We start from the raw sequence: 23,496 nt of genomic DNA, 5'->3' as shown, positions 1-23,496 counted from the left end.
AGGGCGGGGGCACGACAGCACCATGGTTCAGGGCACGGTCCAGGTGACGCACGGCGGGTCTTCGCGGTGGCGGCGCCGCTCCGGTGAGTATCCGACGCTGACCGCCGCGCTCGCGGTCGCGGGCGACGGGGACGTGCTGTCCATCTCCCCGGGCACCTACCGGGAGAACCTGGTGCTGGACCACGCCGTCACCCTGCGCGGGCCGGAGGGCGGGCTGGGGTCGGTGCGGATCGCCCCGCTCGACGGGGTCGCGCTGACCGTGCGCGCCTCGGCCGTGGTCCAGGACCTGCACCTGGAGGGCCAGGACCGGGCGGCGCCCGCGCTGCTGGTCGAGGACGGTTCGCCCGAGCTCACCGACCTGCGGGTCAGCACCCGCTCCGCAGCCGGCATCGAGGTGCGCGGCTCCGGGGCCCGGCCCCTGGTGCGGCGGTGCACGGTGGAGAATCCGACCGGCGTCGGGATCGCCGTACTGGACGGCGGCGGCGGGGTGTTCGAGGAGTGCGAGGTCGTGGCCGCCGGGCAGACGGGCGTCTCGGTGCGCGGCGGCGGCCGGCCCCGGCTGGAACGCTGCCGGATCCACCACGCCACGGGCGCGGGGATCGGTGTCACCGGCGAGGGTTCCGGGCTGGAGGCACTGGGCTGCGAGGTGTACGAGATCAAGGGCGCCGGCGTGCAGATCGCCGCGCGGGCCACGGCCCGGCTGACGGACTGCGCGGTGCACCGGACCTCGGCCGACGGGGTCACCCTCGACACCGACGCCGTGCTCACCCTGGCGGGCTGCGACATCCACGACATCCCGGAGAACGCGGTCGACCTCCGGTCCCGGTCGGTGCTCACGCTCAGCCGCACCACCGTGCGCCGGTTCGGCCGCAACGGCCTGTCGGTGTGGGATCCGGGGACCAGGGTCGACGCCGAGTCCTGCGAGATCCACGACAGCACCGGCGACTATCCGGCGGTGTGGATCAGTGACGGGGCCACCGTCAAGCTCGACTCCTGCCGGGTGCACGACGTACCGGACGCGCTGTTCGTGCTGGACCGGGGCTCGCGCGTGGACGTGGTCGACAGCGATCTCTCGCAGGTGCGCAACACCGCCGTCTCGGTGAGCGACGGGGCCACCGCCCAGCTCGACGACTGCCGGATCCGCGAGGCGGGCACGGGTGCCTGGTTCCGCGACCACGGCAGCGGCGGCACCCTCGCCAACTGCACCATCGACTCGGTGCAGACCGGCGTGATCGTCACCAAGGGCGCCGACCCCGCCCTGGAGCGGTGCACGGTCACCTCCCCCGCCGAGGCCGGGTTCTACGTGTCGGCCGGCGGGCGCGGCACCTTCACGGCCTGCCGGGTGGAAGGCAGTTCCGGTTTCGGCTTCCACGTCATCGACGGCTGCCGCACCACGCTGACCCGCTGCCACACCGAGCGCTGCGCCCGCGGGGGTTACGAGTTCTCGGAGGACGGGCCGGCCGTCGAGGAGTGCACCGCAGACGAGTCGGGTACGCGGGCGGCGGCCCAGTCGGCCTCGGGCGGCGCGTTCGCCGGGGAGCGCGCGGGGATCCGTACGGTCACGGCGGCGCGGAGCAGGGGGCCCCTCCCAGCGGTGGCTGGGGGAGTACCGCCGGCGGCCGAAGTGCCCCTGCCGCGCCCGGCCGCCGCCGGGCCGGACGGCGGCCCTGCGGCGCAAGAACGGGGCTCGGGCGAGGTACTGGGCCAGCTCGACGCGCTGGTGGGCCTGGACAGCGTCAAGCGCGAGGTGCGCGCGCTCACCGACATGATCGAGGTGGGCCGGCGGCGGCAGCAGGCGGGGCTGAAGGCGGCCTCCGTGCGCCGGCACCTGGTCTTCACGGGCTCCCCCGGCACCGGCAAGACCACGGTCGCCAGGCTCTACGGAGAGATCCTGGCCTCCCTCGGGGTGCTGGAGCGCGGCCACCTCGTCGAGGTGTCCCGGGTGGATCTGGTCGGCGAGCACATCGGCTCCACCGCGATCCGTACGCAGGAGGCCTTCGACCGGGCGCGCGGCGGGGTGCTGTTCATCGACGAGGCGTACGCGCTGGCCCCGGAGGACTCGGGCCGGGACTTCGGGCGCGAGGCCATCGACACGCTGGTCAAGCTGATGGAGGACCACCGGGACGCCGTGGTGGTGATCGTCGCCGGGTACACGGCGGAGATGGACCGTTTCCTGACGGTCAATCCGGGCGTCGCCTCCCGCTTCTCGCGGACGATCACCTTCGGCGACTACGGCCCCGAGGAGTTGCTGCGGATCGTGGAGCAGCAGGCGGAGGAGCACGAGTACCGGCTGGGCCAGGGCACCTGTGAGGCGCTGCTGACGTACTTCACGGAGCTGCCCAAGGGTCCGGCGTTCGGCAACGGCCGCACCGCGCGCCAGACCTTCGAGTCGATGGTCGAGCGGCACGCGGGGCGGGTGGCGCAGCTGTCGGAGCCGAGCACGGACGAGCTCACCCTGCTGTTCCCGGCGGATCTGCCGGCGCTGCCCGTGCTGCCCGCTCCTTGCTGAAGGCGGGCCGTTGGCCGGGTAGGGCGGCCCCCTCTGCCGTCTCCAACCGGGCGAGGAGCGCGTCGCGTTCGGCGGTGAAGGCCGGGTCGGCCTGGTAGTCGGAGTGGCCCAGGATCGGCGCGGGCAGCGGGTGCTCGGCGCTGCGGCCGTAGGCGATCGGGTCGGCGAGCGGGCCGCGGTCCACGTCCTGGCCCGCCCCGGGGAGCACCGGGCCGCCGATGGGGTCGGTGGCCCGCCAGAGGTTGCGCCAGCAGTCGAGCTCGCCGTGCAGCGCGGTGAGCGGACCCGGGCCGAAGTAGGCGGGGAACCAGCGGCCGTAGAGGCGGGCGAGCGGGGATCCGTAGGTGAGCAGGGCGACCCGGCGGCGGACGGCCGGCGGCAGTTGCCAGACGGCCGCCGCGGCGAGGACGCTGCCCTGGGAGTGGCCGGAGATGACGAGGCGGCCGCCGGTGCGGCCGGTCCAGCCGGTCATCCGCCAGGTCAGGTCGGGGACGGCGCGCTCGGCGTAGCAGGGCGGGGCGAAGGGGTGGGCTGCGCGCGGCCAGAAGGTGCCGACGTCCCACAGGATGCCGATGGTGCGGCGCGCGGCGGGGTCCCGGTAGGCGCGCCGGCCCCAGGTCACGAAGAGGACGAAGCCGAGGCCGATCAGCCAGGACCCGGCGTCCTGTGCGGTACGGGCGGCGGCCTCCAGCAGCGGCCCGCTCCCCCGGGCCGCTTCACCGGGCACCAGCCCGCCGGTCCAGGCCCCGGCGAGCGCTCCGGCGCCGAGCAGCAGGGTGATCCCGGAGACGGCCGCGACGAACCAGGGCGCGGAGTCGGTGAGCGCGGCGGCGGCCCGTGCCCCCGCGATCCGGCGGCTGCGCGGCCCGTTCGGCGTCTCCCCCGGGTACTCGGCGGCGACGCCTGCGGCGATCCGGCGCCGGGCGCGGGCTCCGCGCACCGCGAACCAGGCGGCGAGCAGGGCCAGTACGAGGAGCAGCGGGGGTAATACGGCGGCCTGCCAGGACAGCAGCACGGGCGGCCCGGGCAGCGGGGCGCCGACAGCTCCGGGCGTGGCTCCGCCGTCCAGCCAGTCGGCGACGCGCTGGGCGACCCCGCCGGACATCACCCCGCCGAGGGCGCAGCCCAGCATCGCGACGGCGGGCCCGCCGAGGCCGCCCAGGGCGGCGGGCCGGTCGGGGGCCCGGCGATGGAGGTACCGGGCGACGGCGGCGAGGGCGAGCACGCAGCCGCCCTGGCCCAGCATGAGCACGCCGAAGGCGAAGTCCCCGGGGAGCCGCCCGGTAGCGGTCCAGCCGGGGCGGGCCCAGCAGGCGTGCACGAGGACGCCGAGCAGCAGCGCGAGGCACGCGCCGGGCAGCAGCGTGACGGCGGCCCGGTCGAGATGGTGGTCGGCCCGCACCTCGGCCCGGCCGCGTCGGCAGACGACCCAGGCCACGGCAAGGGCTCCGGCGGCGAGCAGGGCCTGGGTGGCCCACCCGAGGGCTTCCAGTACGGGGACGCCGGCGGCCGCCATGCGGTCGTGGCGGGCGGTGGGCACGGAGACGGCCACCGCCACGGTGAGCAGGCCCGCGGCGGTGTGCGCCGCGCGCAGCCGGGCCACGAGGCGGCGCCCGTACCAGAATCCGGGGCGGCCGAGCGCGGGCCCCGTGCCCGAGGCGGCGTCCGGGTCGGCGGCGCCGGCGGGCGGCGGCTGGGACTCGTAGGCGCTCCAGGTGCGGTTCGACAGGTACCAGAGCAGCCCGGTCAACGCGGCCGGGACCAGCGCGCCGAGCGCGAGGCGACGGCCGGGCTCGGCCCACCAGCCGCCGCCGGGCGCGAGGAAGCGGAGCCAGGACCGGGAGGCGGCGCAGGCGCCGGAGCCCGCGCACTGCCACGCGAACAGGTCGAGCGCGACCTCGCAGGCGGCCGCGATCAGCAGCACGGTCAGGCTCAGCGCGAGGATCCGTACGAGGACCCCGTACGCACGGACGGCGCGCGGGGCGGTCCGGGCGGGGCTAGCGGGGCGGGCCCAGTGGGCGAGGTTGGCGACCATGAACGGCAGGAGCAGCAGCCACAGCGCGCGGGCGCCGTTGCCGGAGGTGAGCCGGGACCAGCAGTAGGCCTCGGGGACGGGCCGTCCGGCGTACCGCTCGGGGTGCGCCTCGGCGTCGGCGTCCTCGGTGCGGCGGAAGACGGCGGCGGTGGAGTCGCCGGAGACCCGCACGGTACGCGGGTCGCCGAGCAACTCGCCCGGGGCGGCGCCCGCGACGCCGTGGACGAGGAGCTCCAGGGCGAGGGGTGTGGTGGGCGCGGGGGGCTGTTTCGGTACGGGCGGCTTCGGTAGGGGCGTGTCCGGCACGGCAGCCTCCGGGCGTGGGGAACTCTTCCGGGGAGGGAGGGACTCCAGCATCCCGCCCGACACGGCTCCTGCCCAGGCACCCTGCCCGGGCACCCTGCGCCGGCACCCTCCCCAGGGACCTTCCCCGGACTCAGGCCGGCTGCTACGGACTTCTGGCGCGAGTGCCGCTATGGTGTCGCGCGCACGTCCGCCGTCTCACCCAGGGGGTACCGCCATGGCTCGCCGACTTCGCCCGGTGGGGCTGGACTTCATAGAGGACGCGCCGGTGCGGCTGGTCTTCGCCGCCGAGGTCGCCGCGGCGCCCGAGGACGTCTACCGGGCCCTGGCCCAGGAAGTGGAGGGCTGGCCGCGCTGGTTCAGGGCGGTGACCCTGGCCCGCCCCACCCACGGGGGCGCGGGCCGCGAGGTGAAGCTGCTGGGCGGGGTCCGCTTCGAGGAGACGATCATGGCCTCGGATCCCGAGCAGCGTTACGCGTACCGGGTCGACACGACCAACGCCCCCGGCGTCCGGGCCCTGTTGGAGGAATGGCGGCTCACACCCCACGGGTCCGGCACCCATGTCCGCTGGACCTTCGCGGCGGACGGCGCAGCCCCTTTCCGCCTCGCCCTCACCGCGTCCCGCCCGGCGCTCGGCCACTCCTTCCGCCAGGCGGTCCGTGCTCTGGACGCCCGCCTGGCCGCGCGGCGCGCGGCTGATCAGTAGCCGGGAGCCGGATCCACCTCCCGCGCCCGGCCGGTCACCCGGTAGACGCGGGCCAGGTCCCCGTAGCCGCCCGCGTCCCAGACCTGCGTCCGGAACTCCTGCAGGCTCATCGCCGGACCTCCGGCGAAGTGCACGGCCGCGCACCGCTCGCAGCACCAGCCCCGGGCCCAGACCTCCTCGGCCGCCTCCTGCCCGGCCGCGATCCGCGCCTGGAACGCGCGCCGGATCCGTACGGTCGAGCGGATCAACAGCACCGCCCCCACCAGGGCGAACGCGGAGATCCAGCCGAGGAAGAGGAGCTCGGCCCCGGCGTCGGGCCGGGTCTCCCAGCTGTGCGCTCCCCCGCCGGCCCACTGCGCCTCGGGCGCGCTCTTCGGCGCGTCGGCGAACCACTTCCCGCCCGCCGCGCCGCCGATGAACGTACCGATCGCCACCAGGACGAGCAGCACACCCAGGGCGGTCCGGCCCCCGGTCACCGGCGCGGGCGGGATCGGGGCCAGCGCGTCGGCCAGGTGCGGGACGACCTCGCGGGTCTCCGTACGCTGCTCGTCGCCCCCGGAGCCGACCACGCCGAACCGGCGGTGCCCGCTCAGGCACACGGCGGGGACGGCCCGAACCTGGTCGGACCGATGACAGCTCGGGCACTCGAGGGCGGCCGCCCGCACACCACCCACCTCGCCGCCGACCTCTCCCCCGCCGGCCCCACGCCCCGCCACACGACCGGTCTGGGCCCGCGTCCGAGCGTCCCGCTCCGGCCTGTTGTACCCGATGCCCGCCATGGCTCCCCCGATCGCCGCCGTGCTGCCGAGTTCGCCGAGCGTAGCCACTCAACCCCCTTGGGAGCAGGGAGATTTCGTCACCAGTCTGTCACCGTCACGCCACGGCCGTCACCGCGAACACCCACGGGCGGGAGCAGGAGCGGACAGACCGTCAGCCGGCCGGCTCGCGCCAGACCCCCGTCGTCAGGAGCGTGTCGATGGTCTTCGCGTACGGGGCCAGGTCGAGCCCCTGCCCGGTCAGCCACTGGTCGGAGTAGTACTTGTCCAGGTAGCGGTCGCCCGAGTCGCAGAGCAGGGTGACGACGCTGCCCGTGCGGCCCTCGGCCACCATCTCGGAGACGATCTTCAGGGCGCTCCACAGGCCGGTTCCGGTGGAGCCGCCCGCCTTGCGGCCGATCGCCTGCTCCAGCGCGCGGCACGCGGCGACGCTCGCCGCGTCCGGGACCTTCATCATCCGGTCGATGGCGCCCGGTACGAAGCTCGGCTCCATCCGGGGCCGACCGATGCCCTCGATGCGCGAGCCGCAGTCACTGCTCGCGTCCGGGTCGTTGTTCGTCCAGCCGTCGAAGAAGCAGGAGTTCTCCGGGTCCGGGACGCAGATCCGGGTGTCGTGCTGCATGTAGTGCACGTAGCGCGCGATGGTCGCGGAGGTGCCGCCGGTGCCGGCGGTCGCGACGATCCAGGCCGGTTCGGGGAAGCGCTCCAGGCGCAGCTGCTGGTAAATCGATTCTGCGATGTTGTTGTTGCCGCGCCAGTCGGTGGCCCGCTCCGCGTACGTGAACTGGTCCATGTAGTGGCCGCCCGTACTGGCCGCGAGCTCCGCCGACTCCTCGTACATCTTCATCGAGTCGTCCACGAAGTGGCATTCGCCGCCGTGGAATTCGATGAGTCGGCACTTCTCCGGGCTGGTGGTCCTCGGCATGACCGCGATGAACGGGACGCCGATCAGCTTCGCGAAGTACGCCTCGGAGACGGCGGTGGAGCCCGAGGAGGCCTCGATGACCGGGCGGCCGGGTCGGATCCAGCCGTTGCAGAGGGCGTAGAGGAACAGCGAGCGCGCCAGGCGGTGCTTGAGCGAGCCGGTGGGGTGCGTGGACTCGTCCTTGAGGTAGAGGTCGATGCCCCACGCCTCGGGGAGCGGGAAGCGCAGCAGGTGCGTGTCCGCCGAACGGTTGGCGTCCGCCTGGACCTTGCGAACGGCTTCCTTCAGCCACGCGCGGTACTCCGCGTCGCTGCGGTCCACGTCGACGGTGGTGATGGTCGTGACGGTCGCGCCGCTCGTGGCGGTCGTGGCAGTCGTGTCGGCCGCGCCGGTTGTGCCGGTGGTGCTCATGCGCCGTGCTCCTTCGTGCGTGTGTTCCTCGCCCCCTGCTTTCGCAATGTACCTCTCTCACCTGCACAAACAGTCGCTTTGGGTTTCCATGCGGATCGCTTTCGGACGCGTTCGGTTGCACTGTGGCGCACCTTGGGTGACCCTGGTGGAGCATTACCGAGGGTGCAGCACCCGTAACACTCATGTCGGGGAGTCGCAGCCGTGATCAGTCATTCCCGCAGGCACTGCGTCGTCGAACTGCAGGCCTTGCCGTCGCGGATCGGCCAAATCCGCAGGATCGTCTCCGCGCAGCTGCGCCACTGGCAGCTCGATCCGCTCATAGACCGGGCTGCGCTCGGCGTGACGGAACTGCTGAGCAACGTCCACCGCCACGCGCAGCCGGACAAGACCTGCACGGTGGAGATCGAACTCCGCCTCGGGCGCCTCACCGTCTCGGTCATCGACAGCGATCCGCGGCTCCCGGTGCCCCAGACGCCGCAGGAGCTGGCGACCTGCGGTCGCGGGCTCGCGCTCGTGGAGGCGGTCAGCGAGGCATGGGGGGCGCGTCACCGCCCCGACGCCCCGGGCAAGGCGGTCTGGTTCTCCCTCCGGGCGGCCCCCACCCCACAGCCCCCGTCGCAGCCGCTCCAGCTCAAGTCCTTGCCCGTACGAGAGCCCGCGCGAGAGGCATCCCCAGGCATCGACCCCAGAGCCGTCCCACCGGCGCTGCCGGTAGCGGCCTCGATCACCCCGGGCCCCGGCTGACCCCCCGCCGCTCTCCCCCGCACTCGGCCCCGGACCGTTCGGCCGGCCGAAGCCGCCGGGCGCCGCCGGTCCTACACGAAGCCGGGCTCTCCGGTCCGGTCGAAGCGGTGGACCGAGCGGCGCAGGAGGTCGAGAAACTCGGCGAGGCCGTTCGTGATCCGTTCGAAGCCGACTTCGTCAGAAGCACCCCGGGAGCGCCACCGTGCTTCTCCTCGAATCCGCGGGTCACGGCGGGCAGGGTCGCCGAGACCTCCTCACGCCAGGCAGCGAGAGAGGCGGGCGTGAGGGGGGAGGACGGGATCGTGCGAAGCGCGCATTGCCCCATCCTCACACCTGCCTCCCGGGTCCCGCCCCTACGCGAGGGCGCCCAGTGGATCGTCCAGTACCGGCTGCCACGCCAGTTCCGCCGCGCCGACCAGGCTGTTGTGGTCGAGGGTGCACGGCAGGATCGGGACTCCCCCGCTGCGGCCCCACAGGCTGCGGTCGGCCACCACCGCGCGCAGGCGCTCCGGGTCGGCGTGGAGGAGTTCCCGGTGCAGGCCGCCGAGGATGATGCGGTCCGGGTTGAGGATGTTGACCAGGCCCGCGAGGCCGAGCCCGAGCCGGTCGATCAGCTCCTCGGTGGCCGCGCGGACCGACGGCTCCGCCGGCTCGTCGCGCAGCAGGTCGCGGGCCTGCTGGAGCAGCGAGACCTCCGGGCCGGGCGTGCGGCCCGCCGCGGTGAGGAAGGCCAGCGGGTCGGCCTCCACGTCCAGGCAGCCGCGGCCGCCGCAGTGGCAGGCCCGCCCTTCGGGGTTCACCGTGAGGTGGCCGACCTCCAGGGCCAGGCCGGAGCTTCCGCTGTGCAGGCGGCCGTCCAGCACCAGCGCGCCGCCGACCCCGCGGTGCCCGGTGGCCACGCACAGCAGGTGCTGCGCGCTGCGCCCCGCGCCGTGCCGGTGTTCGGCCAGTGCCGCCAGGTTGACGTCGTTGCCGGTCAGGGCCGGGCCGTCGATGCCGGCCGCCTTCACGCACTGCTCGAAGATGGTCCGTACGGGAGAACCGGGCGGCCAGGCCAGGTGCAGCGGGTTCAGCGCCGTGCCCTCGGGCTCCGCGACGGCCGAGGGCACCGCGAGCCCGGCTCCGACGCAGCGCCGCCCGCTCTCCTCCAGCAGCCGCGCGCCCGCGTCGACGACCGCGCCGAGCACCTGCGCCGGGTCGGCGGAGACGGTGATCTTGCCGGGGGCGGTGGCCACGATCCGGCCGCCGAGGCCGACCAGGGCGGCGCGGAAGCCGTCGGGGTGCACCTGGGCGGCGAGCGCGACGGGACCGTTCTCGGCGACCGACAGGCGGTGCGAGGGCCGGCCCTGGGTGCCGCCCGCGCCACCGGGGCGGGAGTCGACGCGGATCAGCCCGAGCGCCTCCAGTTCGGCGGCGACGGCCCCGGCGGTGGCCCGGGTGACCCCGAGCTCGGCGGTCAGCACGGCGCGCGTCGGGGCGCGACCGGTGTGGACGAGCTCCAACGCCGGGCCCAGCGCCCCGCGGCCGCGCTCCAGCTTGGTCCGCGATGCATACGTGGACGCCGTGGTCGTATCCCCACCCCGCGGCGGGGCCCCGTTGCCGTTCATGGCATCGATCCTCGCATGATCGGAGGGCGCCGGACGCCGCCCCTATGCCCGGTCAGGGCCGAGGCCGCCGACCCGGAGGGTGATGTTCAGCCGCCCGGTGAGGCCGAGCCCTTGCGGGCCCGTGCCCGGCAGGACCTTCGGCACGCCGTGGTAGGCCAGACGGCTCGAATCCCCGAAGACGAAGAGATCCCCGCTGCGCAGTTCGACGTCCCGGTACGGGCGGCCGCGCGAGGTCGTGTTGCCGAAGCGGAAGACACAGCTGTCGCCGAGGCTCAGCGAGACGACCGGGGCCCCGGACTTCTCCTCGGCGTCGCGGTGCATGCCCATGCGGGAGTCGCCCTCGTAGAAGTTGACGAGCGCGATGTCGTACTCAACCTCGCGGTCCGGTACCCGGCCGTAGGCGTCGGCCACCGCCTTCCGCCCCAGCTCGGCGAGCCATCGCGGCATGGGTTTGACGGGCGCCCCGTCCCCGTCGACGGCGGTGGGCGCGTACGCGTACGGGTACCAGTGCAGCCCCAGGCACACCTGCCGGGCGGTCATCACCCCTCCCCCAGGGGTGCGTACGGTGCGCAGGCCCGCCGGCGGGCGGGCCCACTCGCGGCAGGCGTCCAGCAGCTCGCGCTGACGCCCGGCCCCGAGCCAGTCCGGCACGTGCACGGCGCCGGGAGCGATCACGGCACGCTCGCGCGGGAAGAGTTCCCCGTCCATCTCTCCATTGTCGGCTTCGGCTGCGAGACTCCCCGTATGGAGATCAACGAATACGTGAAGACGGTTGCCCGGGAGGGCGAGCTGCTCGCCGATCTGGCCGAACGGGCCGGTACGGACGCCGCGGTGCCCACGTGTCCGGGGTGGCACGTGACCGACCTGCTGCGGCACACGGGCTCCGTGCACCGCTGGGCCGCCGGATACGTCGGGGAGGGACACCTGGAGCCGGTCGGGTTCCCGGACGCGCCCGAGCTGGCCGGCGGCGAGCTGCTGGCCTGGTTCCGGGAAGGCCACGCGGAGTTGGTCCGTACCCTGACCGAGGCTCCGGCCGACGTCCAGTGCTGGACCTTCCTCCCGACGGCCCCGCCGTCGCCGCTGGCCTTCTGGGCGCGGCGCCAGGCCCACGAGACCTCGGTGCACCGGCTGGACGCGGAGGCCGCGCTGGGCGTGGCGTACTCGCCGGTGGAGGCGCGGTTCGCGGAGGACGGGGTGGACGAGCTGCTGACCGGCTTCCACGCCCGCCCGCGCAGCCGGGTCCGTACGCCGGAGCCCAAGGTGCTGCGGATCCGGGCGGCCGATACGGGCGCGTCCTGGACGGTCCACCTGTCCCCGGAGCCGGCGCGAACGGTGCGCGGTACGACGGAGGACGCGGCCGACTGCGAGCTGATGGGCGAGGCGGCCTGGCTGTACTCGGCCCTCTGGAACCGTGTCCCGCTGGCGGGCCCGGGCGTGACCGGCGACCTGTCGCTGGCCCGGCTGTGGAAGGCGACGGCCGGAATCTGAGCCGCCGGAATCTGAGCCGCCGGAATCCGTGTCGGGGGCCGCTTGCGTCGCGGCACCCTTGTGACGGGCAGTGCGCGCGGCGACACTGCTCACATGGGGCGACGGACGCGGGCGGACCAGGACGCGATCACGATCGAGATCGGCTACGCGTTGGTCAGCGCGGGCTTCGCCGCGGCGTTTGCGTTCGGGGCGGTGTACGGGCCCTCCCTGGCGTTCTCCCTGTCCCCGGAGGCGGACCACGTCCTGGCGGTGGCGGGCGGGTGCGTGGCGGCGGCGGTGTTCCTGGCCCGGGTCGCCCACGTCCTGTGGCGGTTCACCGGCGGCCCGGAGGACGACGGCAGGCGGTAGGGCCGACCCCTCCGACGCGCCGCCGACCGGCCGCCCCGGCGCCGGCCCCCGCTCACTCCCCGAGGGTGGCCGCGTACGCGGTCTGGGCGCGGTACGGCCAGCTCGGGGCGGCGTCCCAGGGGTTGGGCATGGTCCGGCTGGTCGCGTAGGCGTAGCCCGCGCCCCGGGTGAAGGCCGTCCGCAGGGTGGTCCGCATCGCGGCGGCGTCGGGGACCGCGTGGACGAGGTGCCAGAACGCCGTGCCGCTCGGGTCGAGTTCCTCGCCGGAGCGGTAGCCGCCCACGGGGTCGAAGACGTTCCCGCCGAGCCAGCCGCCGCCGGCGTACGCCGCGTAGGTGTCCTCGTACGTGACGAAGACGTCCGCGGTCCGGCGGCCCGGCTCCAGGTAGCAATCGGCGATGGGGGTGCCGGGGTTGTTCACGACGAGGTCGGGGACGGCCGGATCGACCTCGTCCATGACGGCCTGCACGTAGCGGCGCAGCTCCGTGTAGTGGTCGCGGGTGGCGTTGCCCGGGCCGCAGTCGCGGCTGACCACGTCGAAGAAGATGCCGTCGACGTGGAGGCGGCCGTCGCCGCCGTCGGCGGGCCGGAGGTAGTTGTCCACGGAGGCCTTGACCGCGGCGATGTCGCGGTTGCCGTGGTCGGTGTGGACGTAACCGAGCACCTTGGTCTTCTCGCCGGTGGCGGTGGTGGCGCGGCGCAGGGCGTCGGCGCGGGCCTGCCAGGGGGCGTCGAACGGTGAGTCGCCGTTGCCCGGGTTGAGCACGACCACCGAGGGAGCCGGGCGGGTGGCGGCGAGGTCGGTGAGGACGGGGTCGTCCGCCCACACGTAGGCCGGGACGCCGATTTCCAGGCCACGTACGCTGGATATCCGGGGCGCGAGGATCGGCTCCGGGGCGAGTGCGGTCGGGGGCGCGTCGCGCGCCGACGCGGTGACGGCCGGCGCCGGCGCGGCGAGTAAGACGGTGACGAGGATGGCGTAGAGGGCCTTCACGGCGCGGGGCATGAACGTTCCTCCGGCGGCGGCAAGGGGTGGGCGGCCCGAGGAACACTAGCCGGGCGGCCCCTCCTGCACGCCGGAACGGCCCTCATTCATACGAGGAACAGAAGAGCGAGCGGGCGGATGCGCACCGCCCGCCCCGTCATACGGCGGGCAGCCCGACCCCCTGCGCCAGCTGACCCGCGGCGTGCGTGAAGAAGGCGGCCCGGTCCTCGACGACCCGGTTGAACTGGCCGAACAGCTCGAAGGAGACGAGCCCGGCCAGCTGCGCCCAGGCGGCGACCAGGGCGGCCGTGACCTCCGGGGGCAGCCCTTCGGCGAAGTCCGCGGTCATCCGGTCGGCCTCGGCCCGCAGGGCGGCGGGCAGCGGCGGCAGCGCGAGGCCGCGGCCCTCGTAGCCGGCACGGAGGATCCCGATGAGGGCGTTCCCGACGCGGGAGGCGGGACCGACGGTGTCGACGGGGGCGCTGTAGCCGGGCACGGGCGAGCCGTAGACGAGCGCGTACTCGTGCGGGTGCTCCAACGCCCAGGCCCGGACGGCCTCGCAGACCGCGATCCAGCGGGCGCGGGGCGGAGCCCCGGCGGCGAGGGCCCGGGCGTCGGCCTGCTCGGCGGCGGCGCCGAGGCTGTCGTACGCGTCGATGATGAGCGCGGTGAGCAGCTCGTCACGGCTGGGGAAGTAGCGGTAGAGGGCGGAGGAGACCATGCCCAGCTCGCGCGCTACGGCGCGCAGCGACAGTTTCGCGGCGCCCTCGTCGGCGAGCCTGCGCCGCGCCTCGTCCTTGATGGCGGCGGTGACCTCGATACGGGCTCGTTCCCTTGCCCCTCGCACGGTGTTCATAGGGGCCAGTCTGCCACAAACCCGGAGCGCCGCTCTATTCAGAGAGCACCGCTCTTGTTTTGGAGCGGCGATCCGTGCACACTGTTCTCAAGCGAGAGCACTGCTCTCGAAATAAGCCCTCGGAGGCCACCATGAACGCGAACGCACCCACCCCGTACTACGTCCAGGCCGGCCCCTTCGCCACCCGCTTCAACGCCCTCTTCGGCAAGCTGGCCCGCCTCGGCATCAGCCTGGCCGGCACCGCCGAACTGTCGGTCCGCGGCCGCAAGTCCGGGGAGATGCAGCGGATCCCGGTCAACCCCCACACGTACGAGGGCGCGCAGTACCTGGTCTCGGCCCGCGGCCACTCCCAGTGGGTCCGCAACATGCGCGTCGCGGGCGGCGGCGAGCTGCGCGTGGGCCGCAAGGTCCGGAACTTCACCGCCACCGAGATCACCGACGAAGTGGAGAAGGCCGCCGTCCTGCGGGCCTACCTGGAGAAGTGGGGCTGGGAGGTCAACCGGTTCTTCCAGGGCGTGACGGCCACGTCCTCCGACGCCGAGCTCCGGGCGGCGGCCGGCGACCACCCCGTCTTCCGGATCACGGTCTCGAACTGAGGCCTCCACGCCCTCCCCGGTCCCGCTGTGCGGAGCCTGTCCCCCACCCCGCCCCTTCCCGAAACCGGGGGCGCCGCCCCCAGCCCCCCGCGCCTCAATCGCCGGCGCGGCTCAAAGATCCGGGGCTCCGCCCCGTACCCTCCCCCAGACTCCGTCCGGGGGGACCCCCACTCCTCAAACGCCGGAGGGGCTGGATTTGCCCGGCCAGGACCGGAGAGCTCCCGAGACGGAAACAGAGCGTCACCCGAGCGGGGACAGAGGGGGACCCCCAGGTCGGGGACGGGGTGGGGTGTTGTCCGGGACGTAAAACGTGATGTGTGGCGCAGCACCCGGCCCCACCAACGAAGCCACGCCCAGGCGCCATAAATCATGAGTCCCGGACGACACCCCACCCCGGCACCGGCCCCCTACGCAGCCCCCGGCGCAGCCGGACCCGTACGACACCCGGCCGGGCCCCCCGCAGGGGACACCGCACCGGCCCCCTCCCGACACCCCGCCAGGGGGCACCACACCAGCCCCCACCCGCAGCCCTCGCCAGGGCAGGGGACACCGCCGAGCCCCCCGCAGGGGACCGGCTACCCCCGCCCACCACCGCGCGCCGCGGCCTGTCGGGCGTCCAGCGCGTGCAGCGCCCGGCGGGCGAGCGGCCGGCTCCGCACCAGGTCCGCGAGGGTCGTCGAGCCGCGGGTGATCCGCGCGAAGGCCCGCCACGCCGGGCGGAAGCCCGTGATCGTCGCGTGCAGCAGCCCCGGCCTGGACTCGAACAGGGTCAGCATCCGGTGCCCGACGCCCATCTCCACGCCCAGCCCGGCCTTCACCGCGAAGGCGTAGTTCAGGGCCTGGCGGCGCGCGTCCACCGCGTCCTGCGCCTCGGAGATCTTGACGGCCCACTCCCCCGCCAGCCGCCCCGAGCGCAGTGCGAAGGAGATGCCCTCCCTGGTCCACGGCTCCAGCAGCCCGGCCGCGTCTCCCGCCACCAGGACCCGGCCCCGCGAGAGCGGCGAATCGCTCTTGCGGCAGCGGGTCAAGTGCCCTGAGGAGACTGCCGGTTCGAATCCGGCGAGCCCGAGGCGGGCGATGAAGTCGTCCAGGTAGCGCTTGGTCGCGGCGCCCTCGCCCTTGGCCGAGATGACCCCGACGGTGAGGGTGTCCCCCTTGGGGAAGACCCAGCCGTAACTGCCCGGCAGCGGGCCCCAGTCGATGAGCACCCGCCCCTTCCAGTCCTCGGCGACGGTCTCAGGGACGGGGATCTCCGCCTCCAGGCCGAGGTCCACCTGCTCCATCTCCACGCCGACGTGCGCGCCGATCCGGCTCGCGCTGCCGTCCGCGCCGACCACCGCACGGGCCAGGACGGTCTCCCCGTCGGCCAGCACCACGGCGACCGTGCGCCGGTCGGGAACCGCGGAGCCGTGCTGCTCCACCCTGGCCACCGCCGTACCCGTACGGACGGAGGCCCCGGCCTTCTCGGCCTCGGCGACCAGCGCGGCGTCGAACTCGGGCCGGTTGATGAGCCCGAACAGCATCTGCCTCGAACGCCGGGTCCGGGTCAGTCGCCCGTTCAGCGAGAAGGTCACCGCGTGGATGCGGTCCTTGAAGGGCAGGACGAAGCCCGGCGGCAGGGCGTCACGCGAGGGGCCGATGATGCCACCGCCGCAGGTCTTGTAGCGGGGCAGTTCGGCCTTCTCCAGCAGCAGGACGCTGCGTCCCGCCCTGGCCGCCGCGTACGCCGCCGACGACCCGGCCGGCCCGGCCCCGACCACGACCACGTCCCACACTTCGCCGGTCTCCCGGCCCACCCGGCCCTCCCCGGTCTCCGCGACCTCCCCGGAATCCCCGGAATCCCCGGTCACCTCGTCGCCCACCCCCCGCGCGGACTGCTCCGCGTCTGCGCCCGTGCCTGCGTCGCGTACGTCGTCGTCGCTGCTCACGATGTGTTGCTGCTCCTGATCACCCGTTGCTCCAATGCCGGGCAAATCCTAGCGAGACACCCCCTCACCTCGTTGTGCGAGGATCGGGGCTGTCTTTCGCCGTACCCGGCATACGCACACCCCCGCGGATGCAGGGGCGTACACACCGCACAACGTCGCACCCAAGAGGAGCGTGCCCATGTCCCAGAATCCGATCGCCGAGACCATCACCTCGTTGATGCCCCGCGCCAAGCAGGAGCTGACCGAGCTGGTGGCTTTCCAGTCGGTGGCGGACTGGGCACAGTTCCCCAAGAGCGAGAGCGAGGCCGCCGCGAACTGGGTGGCCGACGCGCTGCGCGTCGAGGGCTTCCAGGACGTGGCCCTGCTCGACACCCCCGACGGCACCCAGTCCGTCTACGGCTTCCTGCCCGGTCCCGAGGGCGCGCCGACCGTTCTGCTGTACGCGCACTACGACGTCCAGCCGCCGCTCGACGACGCCGCCTGGATCTCCCCCGCCTTCGAGCTGACCGAGCGCGACGGCCGCTGGTACGGGCGCGGCGCGGCCGACTGCAAGGGCGGGTTCATCATGCACCTGCTGGCGCTGCGCGCGCTGAAGGCCAACGGCGGTGTGCCGGTCAGCGTGAAGGTGATCGTCGAGGGCTCGGAGGAGCAGGGCACCGGCGGCCTCCAGCAGTACGCCGAGGCGCACCCGGAGCTGCTGACCGCCGACACCATCGTCATCGGCGACGCGGGCAACTTCCGCCTCGGCCTGCCGACGGTGACGGCCACCCTGCGCGGCATGTGCCTGCTCAAGGTGAAGATCGACACGCTGGGCGGCAACCTGCACTCGGGCATGTTCGGCGGGGTCGCCCCCGACGCGCTCGCCGCGCTGATCCGCGTACTGGACTCGCTGCGCGCGGCGGACGGTTCGACGACCGTGGACGGTCTGGCCTCGGACGCGGTGTGGGAGGGCCTGCAGTACCCGGAGGCGGACTTCCGCGCCGACGCGAAGGTGCTGGACGGGGTCGAGCTGATCGGCGAGGGCACGATCGCGGACCGGCTGTGGGCCCGCCCGGCCGTGACGGTGCTCGGCATCGACTGCCCGCCGGTGGTCGGAGCCACCCCGTCGGTGCACGCGAGCGCCGGCGCGCTGATCAGCCTGCGCGTGCCGCCGGGCGTGGACACCGCCGCGGCCGTCAAGCTGCTGGAGGCGCACCTCGTGGCGCACACCCCGTGGCAGGCGCGGCTGGAGCTGGAGGTCGTGGGCCAGGGGCAGCCGTTCCAGGCGGACACGAGCAGCCCGGCGTACGCCTCGATGGCGGCGGCCCTGCAGGAGGCCTACCCCGGCGAGGAGATGCAGGTCGCGGGCATGGGCGGCTCGATCCCGCTGTGCAACACGCTGACCCAGCTGTACCCGGAGGCTGAAATGCTGCTGATCGGGCTGAGCGAGCCGCAGGCGCAGATCCACGCGGTGAACGAGAGCGTGTCCCCGCAGGAGCTGGAGCGCCTGTCGGTGGCGGAGGCCCTCTTCCTCGTCAACTACGCGGAATCCAAGCGCGGCTGACCGCGGCAACACGTGCGAGTACGCCCAGGGCGCAGTGCGCTCTGGGCGTACCGCGCTCCCGGCGAAGTCGCGCGCCCCGGGCGCCCGGTCGTGCGTACGTTCGCCGCATGGATCTCGTCGAAGTACTCCCGAACCGGCTCCACATGCTCCGCTTCCCCATCGGCCAGGCCTACCTCTGGCAGGACGACGGAGCCCTCACCCTGATCGACTCGGGCAACGCCGGGTCCGCCGCCGAGATCGAGGGGGCGATACGTTCCCTCGGGCTGGAGCCCGGGCGGCTGGAGCGGATCGTCCTCACGCACTGCCACGGCGACCACATCGGCGCGGCCGGTGAGCTGGCCGCCCGCTGGGGCGCGCGCGTACTGGCCCACCGGCTGGACGCCCCCGTGATCCGGGGCGAGCGGCCCGTGCCCGAACCGGTACTGCTGGACTGGGAGGTCCCGCTGTACGAACACGCCCTGTCGGTGGTGCCCGGGGCCCCGCCCACCCCGGTCGACGGGGAGCTGGAGGACGGAGACACGCTGGGCTTCGGCGACGGGGCGTACGTGGTCCACGCGCCGGGCCACACGGACGGCAGCATCGGTGTGCACCTCCCCCACCACGGGGTGCTGTTCACGGGCGACTGCGTCGCCGCCGTCGGCCCGCTGATGCTCGGCGTGTTCAACGTGGACCGCGCCCGGGCCGTCGACTCCTTCCGCCGGCTGGCCGCGCTCGCTCCCTCCGTCGCCTGCTTCGGCCACGGCGACCCCCTGACGGCGGACACCGCGGCGGCCCTGGCCAAGACCGCCGCCGACACGCCCTCCTGACGGCCCGGAGCGGACCGGCCCGGAACAGAACGGAACGGACCGGCCGGGGACCGCGGTCAGCCGACCGGGGTCCCCGCCTCCAGGTACAGCGGGTGACCGCGCTCCCTGGCCCGCAGGGCCCAGTGCAGGCGTTCGTGACGGTGCGGCGGGAGCAGCCCCGCGGCCTCGGACTCGGTGACGAAGCGCCAGGCCCGCAGTTCCGGCCCGGGCAGCCGGAGCCGCTCCGCCGCCCGCGCCGTCAGCCGACCGCCGTCGAAGAGCAGCCGCAGTCCCCCGTAGCCGGGGGGCTGCGGGGCTTCCCAGTCGACGACGAGCAGGCCCGGCACCCGGTCCAGTACGAGGCCCAGCTCCTCGGCGACCTCCCGTACGCCCGCCCGGGCCGGGGCCTCGCCGGCCTCGACGACCCCGCCCGGGAACTCCCATCCCGCCTTGTACGTCGGATCCACCAGCAGCACCCGGTCGTGCTCGTCGAAGAGCAGCACTCCGGCGGCCACCGTCTCGCGCGTGGGCTCCGGGGTCTGCACGATGTCGCACAGCCCGGCCGTCTCGGTGCGGACGGCTTCGGCGATCCGCTGCGCCGTCTCGAGCACGCTCAGTGCGCCGTTGTCGATGACGTGCGCGTCGGCGGTGAGCCAGCCGAGCGCGTTCTGGTAGACGGGGATGTGGTCGTACGCCCACTGGCGCACCCGGAGGTCCACCTCCTCCGGCTCCCCCGGCTCCTCCCGGGTCGCGATCCGCTGCCGCAGGATCGTTTCCGCTGGGGCGAGCAGCACATGCCGCACCGGAATCCGCCGCGCCGCCAGCCCGCCGAAGATCTCGTCCCGGTACTCCTGGCGCAGCAGCGTCATCGGTACGACGAGGACGCCGCCCAGTTCGGCGAGCATCGCCGCGGCCGTGTCGACCACCAACCGGCGCCAGCTCGGCAGGTCCTGATAGTCGGACACCTCCGCCAGCCGTTTGCGCGGCAGCAACACGCGCAGCGCGTCCCCGATGAACTCCGGGTCGAACAGGGTGCTGTCCGGCAGGATTCCGGTCAGTTCGCGGGCCGTGCTGGTCTTCCCGGCGCTGAAGGTGCCGTTGATCCAGACAATCACGTCTACCCCTCTCCCCATGGCTCGTCCGGAGCCCCCAGTGGCTTGCCCGCACCACCCTGCCATGGAAACCCGTTAATCAGCCGAGTGCTTATCCTCAAGGTCAGAGCGCTGCCCGCTACCTCCGGAGGTTTTCCCACCGTGGCCCACAACCGCCGCCCGTCCGAGCCCCGCTACGGCAACCGGCCGACCATGAAGGACGTGGCGGCCCGGGCGGGAGTGGGTCTGAAGACGGTGTCCCGGGTCGTCAACGGCGAGCCGGGGGTCACTCCCGATACGGAGAAACGGGTCCAGGAGGCCATCGAGGCCCTCGGTTTCCGCCGCAACGACAGCGCGCGCGTGCTGCGCAAGGGCCGGACCGCCACCGTCGGCCTTGTCCTGGAGGACCTCGCCGACCCCTTCTACGGCCCGCTGAACCGGGCGGTGGAGGAGGTGGCGCGGGCGCACGGAGCGCTGCTCATCAACGGTTCCAGCGCCGAGGACCCGGAGCGGGAGCGGGAGTTGGCACTGGCCCTGTGCGCGCGCCGGGTGGACGGACTGATCGTGATCCCGGCCGGGGACGACCACCGCTACCTGGAACCGGAGATGCGGGCCGGCGTGGCCACCGTGTTCGTGGACCGCCCGGCCGGCCGCATCGACGCGGACGTCGTCCTGTCGGACAGTTTCGGCGGCGCCCGCGACGGGGTCGCCCACCTGATCGCGGGCGGCCACCGCCGGATCGCCTTCATCGGGGACCACCCGCGCATCCACACGGCGACGGAGCGCCTGCGCGGCTACCGGGCCGCGATGGCGGAGGCGGGCCTGCCGGTGGCCGATTCCTGGGTCTCCCTCGGCTCCACGCACCCGGAGCGGGTCGCGGCGGCGGCCCGCGCGATGCTCGCGGACCCGGAGCCGGTGACGGCCGTCTTCGCGGGCAACAACCGGGTGACCGTCACGGTCGTACGGGTCCTCGCCGCCCAGGCGCGCCCGGTGGCGCTGGTCGGCTTCGACGACTTCGAGCTGGCCGACCTGCTGCGCCCGGGCATCACGGTGGTGGCCCAGGACGCGGCGGCCCTGGGCCGCGTCGCCACGGACCGCCTCTTCCAACGCCTGGCGGGCGCCGCCCTCCCCCCGACCCGCATCGAACTCCCGACCCGCCTGATCCCCCGAGGCTCGGGCGAACTCCCGCCCGTCAGCGGATGAGCGTACGCAGCACGGGCACGGCCCCGCCGGCGGCGGCGAGCCCTGCCAGCACCGCCGGCGCGGGAGGTGCCCCGCCGAGGTGGCTCAGCCCGCCGGCGACGAAGCCGGCGAACAGAGCACCGAGCAGCACGACGGCGGTGTGCAGGGTCACGAAGGGCTGATCGGTATCCGGTGGTGTGGTCATGCCTCGATCCCACCGCCCCCGGCGCCCGCGCGCCGCATGCGCCGGACGAACCCGGACCGCCACCGGACACCGCCGGATTTCCGCCGGATTTCCGCCGCGGAACGGCACTGTTCAGCACTGTTCGGGATTGTCCGGCACCACGGCCAGCACGGCCCTAACCTGTGCGGTGATGGACAGCGTGCCTGCATTCAGCGAAGAACTGGCGTCGCTCGCGGCGGACTTGCGTCGGCTCCGGCTCGAGCGGGGCCATCGGTCCTACCGGGAGCTCGCCGCGCGCGCGGCGAAGTCCCGGACCGGGATCCGGCTTCCGGTGTCCACCCAGAGCGACGCGTTCCGCGGGGAGCGGCTTCCGGGGCTGGACCGTCTCATGGGCCTGGTCCGGATCCTCCACTCCTACGACGAGTTCGGGCAGGAGCGGCCCGTCCCTCCCCACAACTCCCCCGAGCTGGAACCCTGGCGCCGCCGCTGGCGCGAACTGGCCGCCCGGGAGCCGGTCCGGCACCACCCGCCACCCGCACCGGCCACATCGCCGCGCACGCCCCCTGCGGCTCCTGCGTCGCTCTCCCCCGGCGGGACCGGCTTCGTCCTGGGCCACGTGCTCACCACGCGTGCGGGGAGCAATCGGTGTGCGACGTTCTCGTCCGACGGCCGTCTCCTCGCCGTCGCCGGCGACCACGGCGAGAACGGGGTGGTGCAGTTGTGGGATCCGCTCCACGGAACCGCCCTGGGCGAGATCGTCTGCGGATCCGGAAACCTCACGCTGGCGTTCTCGCCCACCGGCCACCTCCTGGCCACCGGGGGCATGGACGGCGCGGCGCGACTGTGGGACGCCGTGACCCTCAAGCCGGTGGGGGAACCCCTGCGCGGCCACCGGCACCCCATCGACACGGTCGCCTTCACGGCGGACGGCCACACCCTGGTCACGGCCGACGACGACGAGACCGTGCAGTGCTGGAACACCTCGACGGGCGAGCCCGCCGGACCGCCTCTGGTCGGACACTTCGGTGAGATCAGGGCACTGGTCTGCCTCCCCGACGGGGGCATACTGGCCGCGCTCAGGAGCAAGCACGCGATGCGGCTGTGGGACCTCGCGACCGGTGCGAGCGTCGGCGGACCCCTCACCGAGAACATCACCGGCCCGCTCTCGGCGGCGTTCTCCGAGGACGGCGCCCTGCTGGCCACGGCCGGCCGGAACGAGACCCTGCTGTGGGACACCGCGACCGGCGCCCCCGTCTGTAGCCTGCCCAAGGCCGACGACCGCAGGACCCTGGCGGTGGCCTTCTCCCGGGACAGCCGCCACCTGGCCACCATCGGCGACGACGGGACCATACGACTGTGGGACCCGTCGACCGGCGCCCCTTCCGGCCCGGCCCTGCCCGGGCCCTGTGACGACCTCGACCGCCTCGCGTTCTCCCCCGACGGCCGGATGCTCGCCGCCTGCGGCGAGGGCAACACCGTGGTCGTCTACCACGACGAGCCGTACACGGGATCCGCGCGCACCCCGCCGCTCGCGGCACGGGCCCTCGACTCGGCCTTGCGGGAGCGTCAGGCCGTGGCTCTGCCGCCTCTGACGACGGAGACCGGAGTCGCGCTGCGTCGGCTGGCCTTCGCGCCGGACGGCCGCCGCCTCATCGTCCGCGCCCAGGACCGCCGGATCCTCACCTGGGATCCGGCGGAACGGACCCCGCTGCTGCCCGAAGCCCTGTGGGAGCCGGCCGGCACCATGCCGTGGGGGCTGCACTTCCCCGGCGACGGCGGTCCAGCCGCGCTGTGGACGCCTGCCCACCGCCCGGTAGGGCCTTTGACGCATCCCGTGTCCCTGATCGCGAACGTCGCGTTCTGCGCCCCCGTCCAGCAGGTGGCCATGGTCGGCCCGGACGGCCGGGTCGTCGTATGGAACGTGGCCGGTGGCGGCGCGGTGGTCACGCGGGGTCCGGACGCGGTGTCCGACGTGTTCGCCCTCGCCGCCGCTCCCGACGGGAGCGTACTGGCCGCCGCGATCGACGAGCGGGTGGTCCTGTGGGATCCCGCCGCCCCTCAGCGGTCCGGCCGGGTGCTGGACGCTCACCGGAGCACGGTCAGCGCCGTGGCCTTCTCCCCCGACAGCCGCCTGCTGGCCACGGGCGACGTCAACGGCACGATCCGGCTGTGGGATCCGACCGACCGGGGAATCCCCGGCCGCCGCCTCTCCGGTCACACCGGGCAGGTGTACGACCTGGCGTTCTCGGAGCAGGGGCACCTGCTCGCCGGCGCGGGCGCGGACGGAACCGTGCGGCTGTGGAACCCGGCGACCGGCGAACCCGCCACCGGACTGCCGCTGACCGGTCACACCGGCAGCGTCCGGGGTGTCGCCTTCTCCCCCGACGCGAGTCTGCTGGCCGCCTCGGGGGATGACGGCACCCTGCGCTTCTGGCTGCTGCCCGATCCACGCGGCATGCGAACGGCCCGGCTCGGATGACTCCGGGCCGGGCCG

The 23,496-nt window shown here is 74.1% G+C and carries 20 protein-coding genes; 10 read left to right on the top strand and 10 right to left on the bottom strand.

Features of this window, described 5'->3' with window-relative positions; all coding sequences use genetic code 11:
- Nucleotides 1-22 precede the first annotated feature (22 nt).
- Complete coding sequence (locus OG625_RS34110) at nt 23-2,509, top strand: right-handed parallel beta-helix repeat-containing protein (RefSeq protein ID WP_329388697.1); 2,487 nt, start codon at nt 23-25, stop codon at nt 2,507-2,509.
- Here the strand turns inward: OG625_RS34110 and OG625_RS34105 are convergent.
- Entirely contained in the window at nt 2,451-4,901 is a 2,451-nt protein-coding gene (locus OG625_RS34105; RefSeq protein WP_443067827.1) for a hypothetical protein, read from the bottom strand. The two genes, OG625_RS34110 and OG625_RS34105, sit on opposite strands and share 59 nt — an antisense overlap.
- A 163-nt stretch (nt 4,902-5,064) precedes the next feature.
- Here OG625_RS34105 and OG625_RS34100 point away from each other — a divergent pair, with 163 nt between their 5' ends.
- Nucleotides 5,065-5,553: an SRPBCC family protein gene (locus OG625_RS34100; protein WP_329388695.1), complete on the top strand. Its 489-nt coding sequence runs from the start codon at nt 5,065-5,067 to the stop codon at nt 5,551-5,553.
- On the opposite strand, the gene OG625_RS34095 is transcribed toward OG625_RS34100, so the two are convergent.
- Nucleotides 5,547-6,380, bottom strand: a complete 834-nt coding sequence (locus OG625_RS34095; RefSeq protein WP_329388693.1) for a hypothetical protein — start codon at nt 6,378-6,380, stop codon at nt 5,547-5,549. The two genes, OG625_RS34100 and OG625_RS34095, sit on opposite strands and share 7 nt — an antisense overlap.
- 103 nt (nt 6,381-6,483) lie before the next feature.
- The gene (locus tag OG625_RS34090; protein WP_329388691.1) at nt 6,484-7,665 is read right to left on the bottom strand and encodes a PLP-dependent cysteine synthase family protein; all 1,182 of its coding nucleotides are present in this window, start codon (nt 7,663-7,665) and stop codon (nt 6,484-6,486) included.
- 201 nt (nt 7,666-7,866) lie between these two features.
- Between OG625_RS34090 and OG625_RS34085 the strand changes: the two genes are divergently transcribed.
- Nucleotides 7,867-8,409 carry an ATP-binding protein gene (locus OG625_RS34085; RefSeq protein WP_329388689.1) on the top strand — a complete coding sequence of 181 codons (543 nt, stop codon included), beginning with the start codon at nt 7,867-7,869 and terminating at the stop codon, nt 8,407-8,409.
- A 353-nt stretch (nt 8,410-8,762) separates the two neighbouring features.
- On the opposite strand, the gene OG625_RS34080 is transcribed toward OG625_RS34085, so the two are convergent.
- Together OG625_RS34080 and OG625_RS34075 are read right to left on the bottom strand one after the other, a co-directional pair.
- The gene (locus OG625_RS34080; protein ID WP_329388687.1) at nt 8,763-10,016 is read right to left on the bottom strand and encodes an ROK family protein; all 1,254 of its coding nucleotides are present in this window, start codon (nt 10,014-10,016) and stop codon (nt 8,763-8,765) included.
- 42 nt (nt 10,017-10,058) lie between these two features.
- Nucleotides 10,059-10,724: an alpha-ketoglutarate-dependent dioxygenase AlkB family protein gene (locus OG625_RS34075; protein WP_329388685.1), complete on the bottom strand. Its 666-nt coding sequence runs from the start codon at nt 10,722-10,724 to the stop codon at nt 10,059-10,061.
- 36 nt (nt 10,725-10,760) lie between these two features.
- Between OG625_RS34075 and OG625_RS34070 the strand changes: the two genes are divergently transcribed.
- Complete coding sequence (locus tag OG625_RS34070) at nt 10,761-11,504, top strand: maleylpyruvate isomerase family mycothiol-dependent enzyme (protein WP_329388683.1); 744 nt, start codon at nt 10,761-10,763, stop codon at nt 11,502-11,504.
- 93 nt (nt 11,505-11,597) lie between these two features.
- A complete protein-coding gene (locus OG625_RS34065) occupies nt 11,598-11,852 on the top strand; it encodes a DUF6332 family protein (RefSeq protein ID WP_329388681.1) in 255 nt (84 codons plus the stop codon).
- Between the two features lie 52 nt (nt 11,853-11,904).
- Here OG625_RS34065 and OG625_RS34060 read toward each other — a convergent pair whose 3' ends face one another.
- Entirely contained in the window at nt 11,905-12,858 is a 954-nt protein-coding gene (locus tag OG625_RS34060) for a spherulation-specific family 4 protein (RefSeq protein WP_329388679.1), read from the bottom strand.
- Between the two features lie 136 nt (nt 12,859-12,994).
- Nucleotides 12,995-13,693 carry a TetR/AcrR family transcriptional regulator gene (locus tag OG625_RS34055; protein ID WP_329388677.1) on the bottom strand — a complete coding sequence of 233 codons (699 nt, stop codon included), beginning with the start codon at nt 13,691-13,693 and terminating at the stop codon, nt 12,995-12,997.
- 131 nt (nt 13,694-13,824) lie between these two features.
- Between OG625_RS34055 and OG625_RS34050 the strand changes: the two genes are divergently transcribed.
- Nucleotides 13,825-14,289, top strand: coding sequence for a nitroreductase/quinone reductase family protein (locus OG625_RS34050; protein WP_329388675.1), 465 nt, complete (start codon nt 13,825-13,827; stop codon nt 14,287-14,289).
- A gap of 575 nt (nt 14,290-14,864) precedes the next feature.
- Here the strand turns inward: OG625_RS34050 and OG625_RS34045 are convergent.
- Nucleotides 14,865-16,085, bottom strand: coding sequence for a geranylgeranyl reductase family protein (locus tag OG625_RS34045; RefSeq protein WP_329391201.1), 1,221 nt, complete (start codon nt 16,083-16,085; stop codon nt 14,865-14,867).
- Nucleotides 16,086-16,395: 310 nt separating this feature from the next.
- On the opposite strand from OG625_RS34045, the gene OG625_RS34040 reads away from it, so the two are divergent.
- Complete coding sequence (locus OG625_RS34040) at nt 16,396-17,760, top strand: dipeptidase (protein ID WP_329388673.1); 1,365 nt, start codon at nt 16,396-16,398, stop codon at nt 17,758-17,760.
- A gap of 107 nt (nt 17,761-17,867) precedes the next feature.
- Nucleotides 17,868-18,566 carry an MBL fold metallo-hydrolase gene (locus OG625_RS34035; RefSeq protein ID WP_329388671.1) on the top strand — a complete coding sequence of 233 codons (699 nt, stop codon included), beginning with the start codon at nt 17,868-17,870 and terminating at the stop codon, nt 18,564-18,566.
- Nucleotides 18,567-18,622: 56 nt separating this feature from the next.
- On the opposite strand, the gene OG625_RS34030 is transcribed toward OG625_RS34035, so the two are convergent.
- Nucleotides 18,623-19,660: an NUDIX hydrolase gene (locus tag OG625_RS34030; protein ID WP_329388669.1), complete on the bottom strand. Its 1,038-nt coding sequence runs from the start codon at nt 19,658-19,660 to the stop codon at nt 18,623-18,625.
- A gap of 189 nt (nt 19,661-19,849) precedes the next feature.
- On the opposite strand from OG625_RS34030, the gene OG625_RS34025 reads away from it, so the two are divergent.
- Nucleotides 19,850-20,839, top strand: coding sequence for a LacI family DNA-binding transcriptional regulator (locus OG625_RS34025; RefSeq protein WP_329391198.1), 990 nt, complete (start codon nt 19,850-19,852; stop codon nt 20,837-20,839).
- Here OG625_RS34025 and OG625_RS34020 read toward each other — a convergent pair.
- Nucleotides 20,829-21,023: a hypothetical protein gene (locus tag OG625_RS34020; RefSeq protein WP_329388666.1), complete on the bottom strand. Its 195-nt coding sequence runs from the start codon at nt 21,021-21,023 to the stop codon at nt 20,829-20,831. The genes OG625_RS34025 and OG625_RS34020 overlap by 11 nt on opposite strands.
- Before the next feature lie 169 nt (nt 21,024-21,192).
- On the opposite strand from OG625_RS34020, the gene OG625_RS34015 reads away from it, so the two are divergent.
- Nucleotides 21,193-23,481: a WD40 repeat domain-containing protein gene (locus OG625_RS34015; protein ID WP_329388664.1), complete on the top strand. Its 2,289-nt coding sequence runs from the start codon at nt 21,193-21,195 to the stop codon at nt 23,479-23,481.
- Nucleotides 23,482-23,496 lie beyond the last annotated feature (15 nt).

This window comes from Streptomyces sp. NBC_01351 (assembly GCF_036237315.1).
GTDB lineage: Bacteria > Actinomycetota > Actinomycetes > Streptomycetales > Streptomycetaceae > Streptomyces.
This window is presented reverse-complemented; position numbering and strand designations above follow the sequence as displayed.

What these genes read in the sequence shown, in the direction of transcription:
- OG625_RS34110 (WP_329388697.1), top strand. Translation starts at nt 23, where the DNA reads ATGGTTCAGGGCACGGTCCAGGTGACGCACGGCGGGTCTTCGCGGTGG.
- OG625_RS34105 (WP_443067827.1), bottom strand. Translation starts at nt 4,901, where the DNA reads ATGCTGGAGTCCCTCCCTCCCCGGAAGAGTTCCCCACGCCCGGAGGCT.
- OG625_RS34100 (WP_329388695.1), top strand. Translation starts at nt 5,065, where the DNA reads ATGGCTCGCCGACTTCGCCCGGTGGGGCTGGACTTCATAGAGGACGCG.
- OG625_RS34090 (WP_329388691.1), bottom strand. Translation starts at nt 7,665, where the DNA reads ATGAGCACCACCGGCACAACCGGCGCGGCCGACACGACTGCCACGACC.
- OG625_RS34080 (WP_329388687.1), bottom strand. Translation starts at nt 10,016, where the DNA reads ATGAACGGCAACGGGGCCCCGCCGCGGGGTGGGGATACGACCACGGCG.
- OG625_RS34075 (WP_329388685.1), bottom strand. Translation starts at nt 10,724, where the DNA reads ATGGACGGGGAACTCTTCCCGCGCGAGCGTGCCGTGATCGCTCCCGGC.
- OG625_RS34070 (WP_329388683.1), top strand. Translation starts at nt 10,761, where the DNA reads ATGGAGATCAACGAATACGTGAAGACGGTTGCCCGGGAGGGCGAGCTG.
- OG625_RS34065 (WP_329388681.1), top strand. Translation starts at nt 11,598, where the DNA reads ATGGGGCGACGGACGCGGGCGGACCAGGACGCGATCACGATCGAGATC.
- OG625_RS34060 (WP_329388679.1), bottom strand. Translation starts at nt 12,858, where the DNA reads ATGCCCCGCGCCGTGAAGGCCCTCTACGCCATCCTCGTCACCGTCTTA.
- OG625_RS34055 (WP_329388677.1), bottom strand. Translation starts at nt 13,693, where the DNA reads ATGAACACCGTGCGAGGGGCAAGGGAACGAGCCCGTATCGAGGTCACC.
- OG625_RS34050 (WP_329388675.1), top strand. Translation starts at nt 13,825, where the DNA reads ATGAACGCGAACGCACCCACCCCGTACTACGTCCAGGCCGGCCCCTTC.
- OG625_RS34040 (WP_329388673.1), top strand. Translation starts at nt 16,396, where the DNA reads ATGTCCCAGAATCCGATCGCCGAGACCATCACCTCGTTGATGCCCCGC.
- OG625_RS34035 (WP_329388671.1), top strand. Translation starts at nt 17,868, where the DNA reads ATGGATCTCGTCGAAGTACTCCCGAACCGGCTCCACATGCTCCGCTTC.
- OG625_RS34025 (WP_329391198.1), top strand. Translation starts at nt 19,850, where the DNA reads ATGAAGGACGTGGCGGCCCGGGCGGGAGTGGGTCTGAAGACGGTGTCC.
- OG625_RS34020 (WP_329388666.1), bottom strand. Translation starts at nt 21,023, where the DNA reads ATGACCACACCACCGGATACCGATCAGCCCTTCGTGACCCTGCACACC.
- OG625_RS34015 (WP_329388664.1), top strand. Translation starts at nt 21,193, where the DNA reads ATGGACAGCGTGCCTGCATTCAGCGAAGAACTGGCGTCGCTCGCGGCG.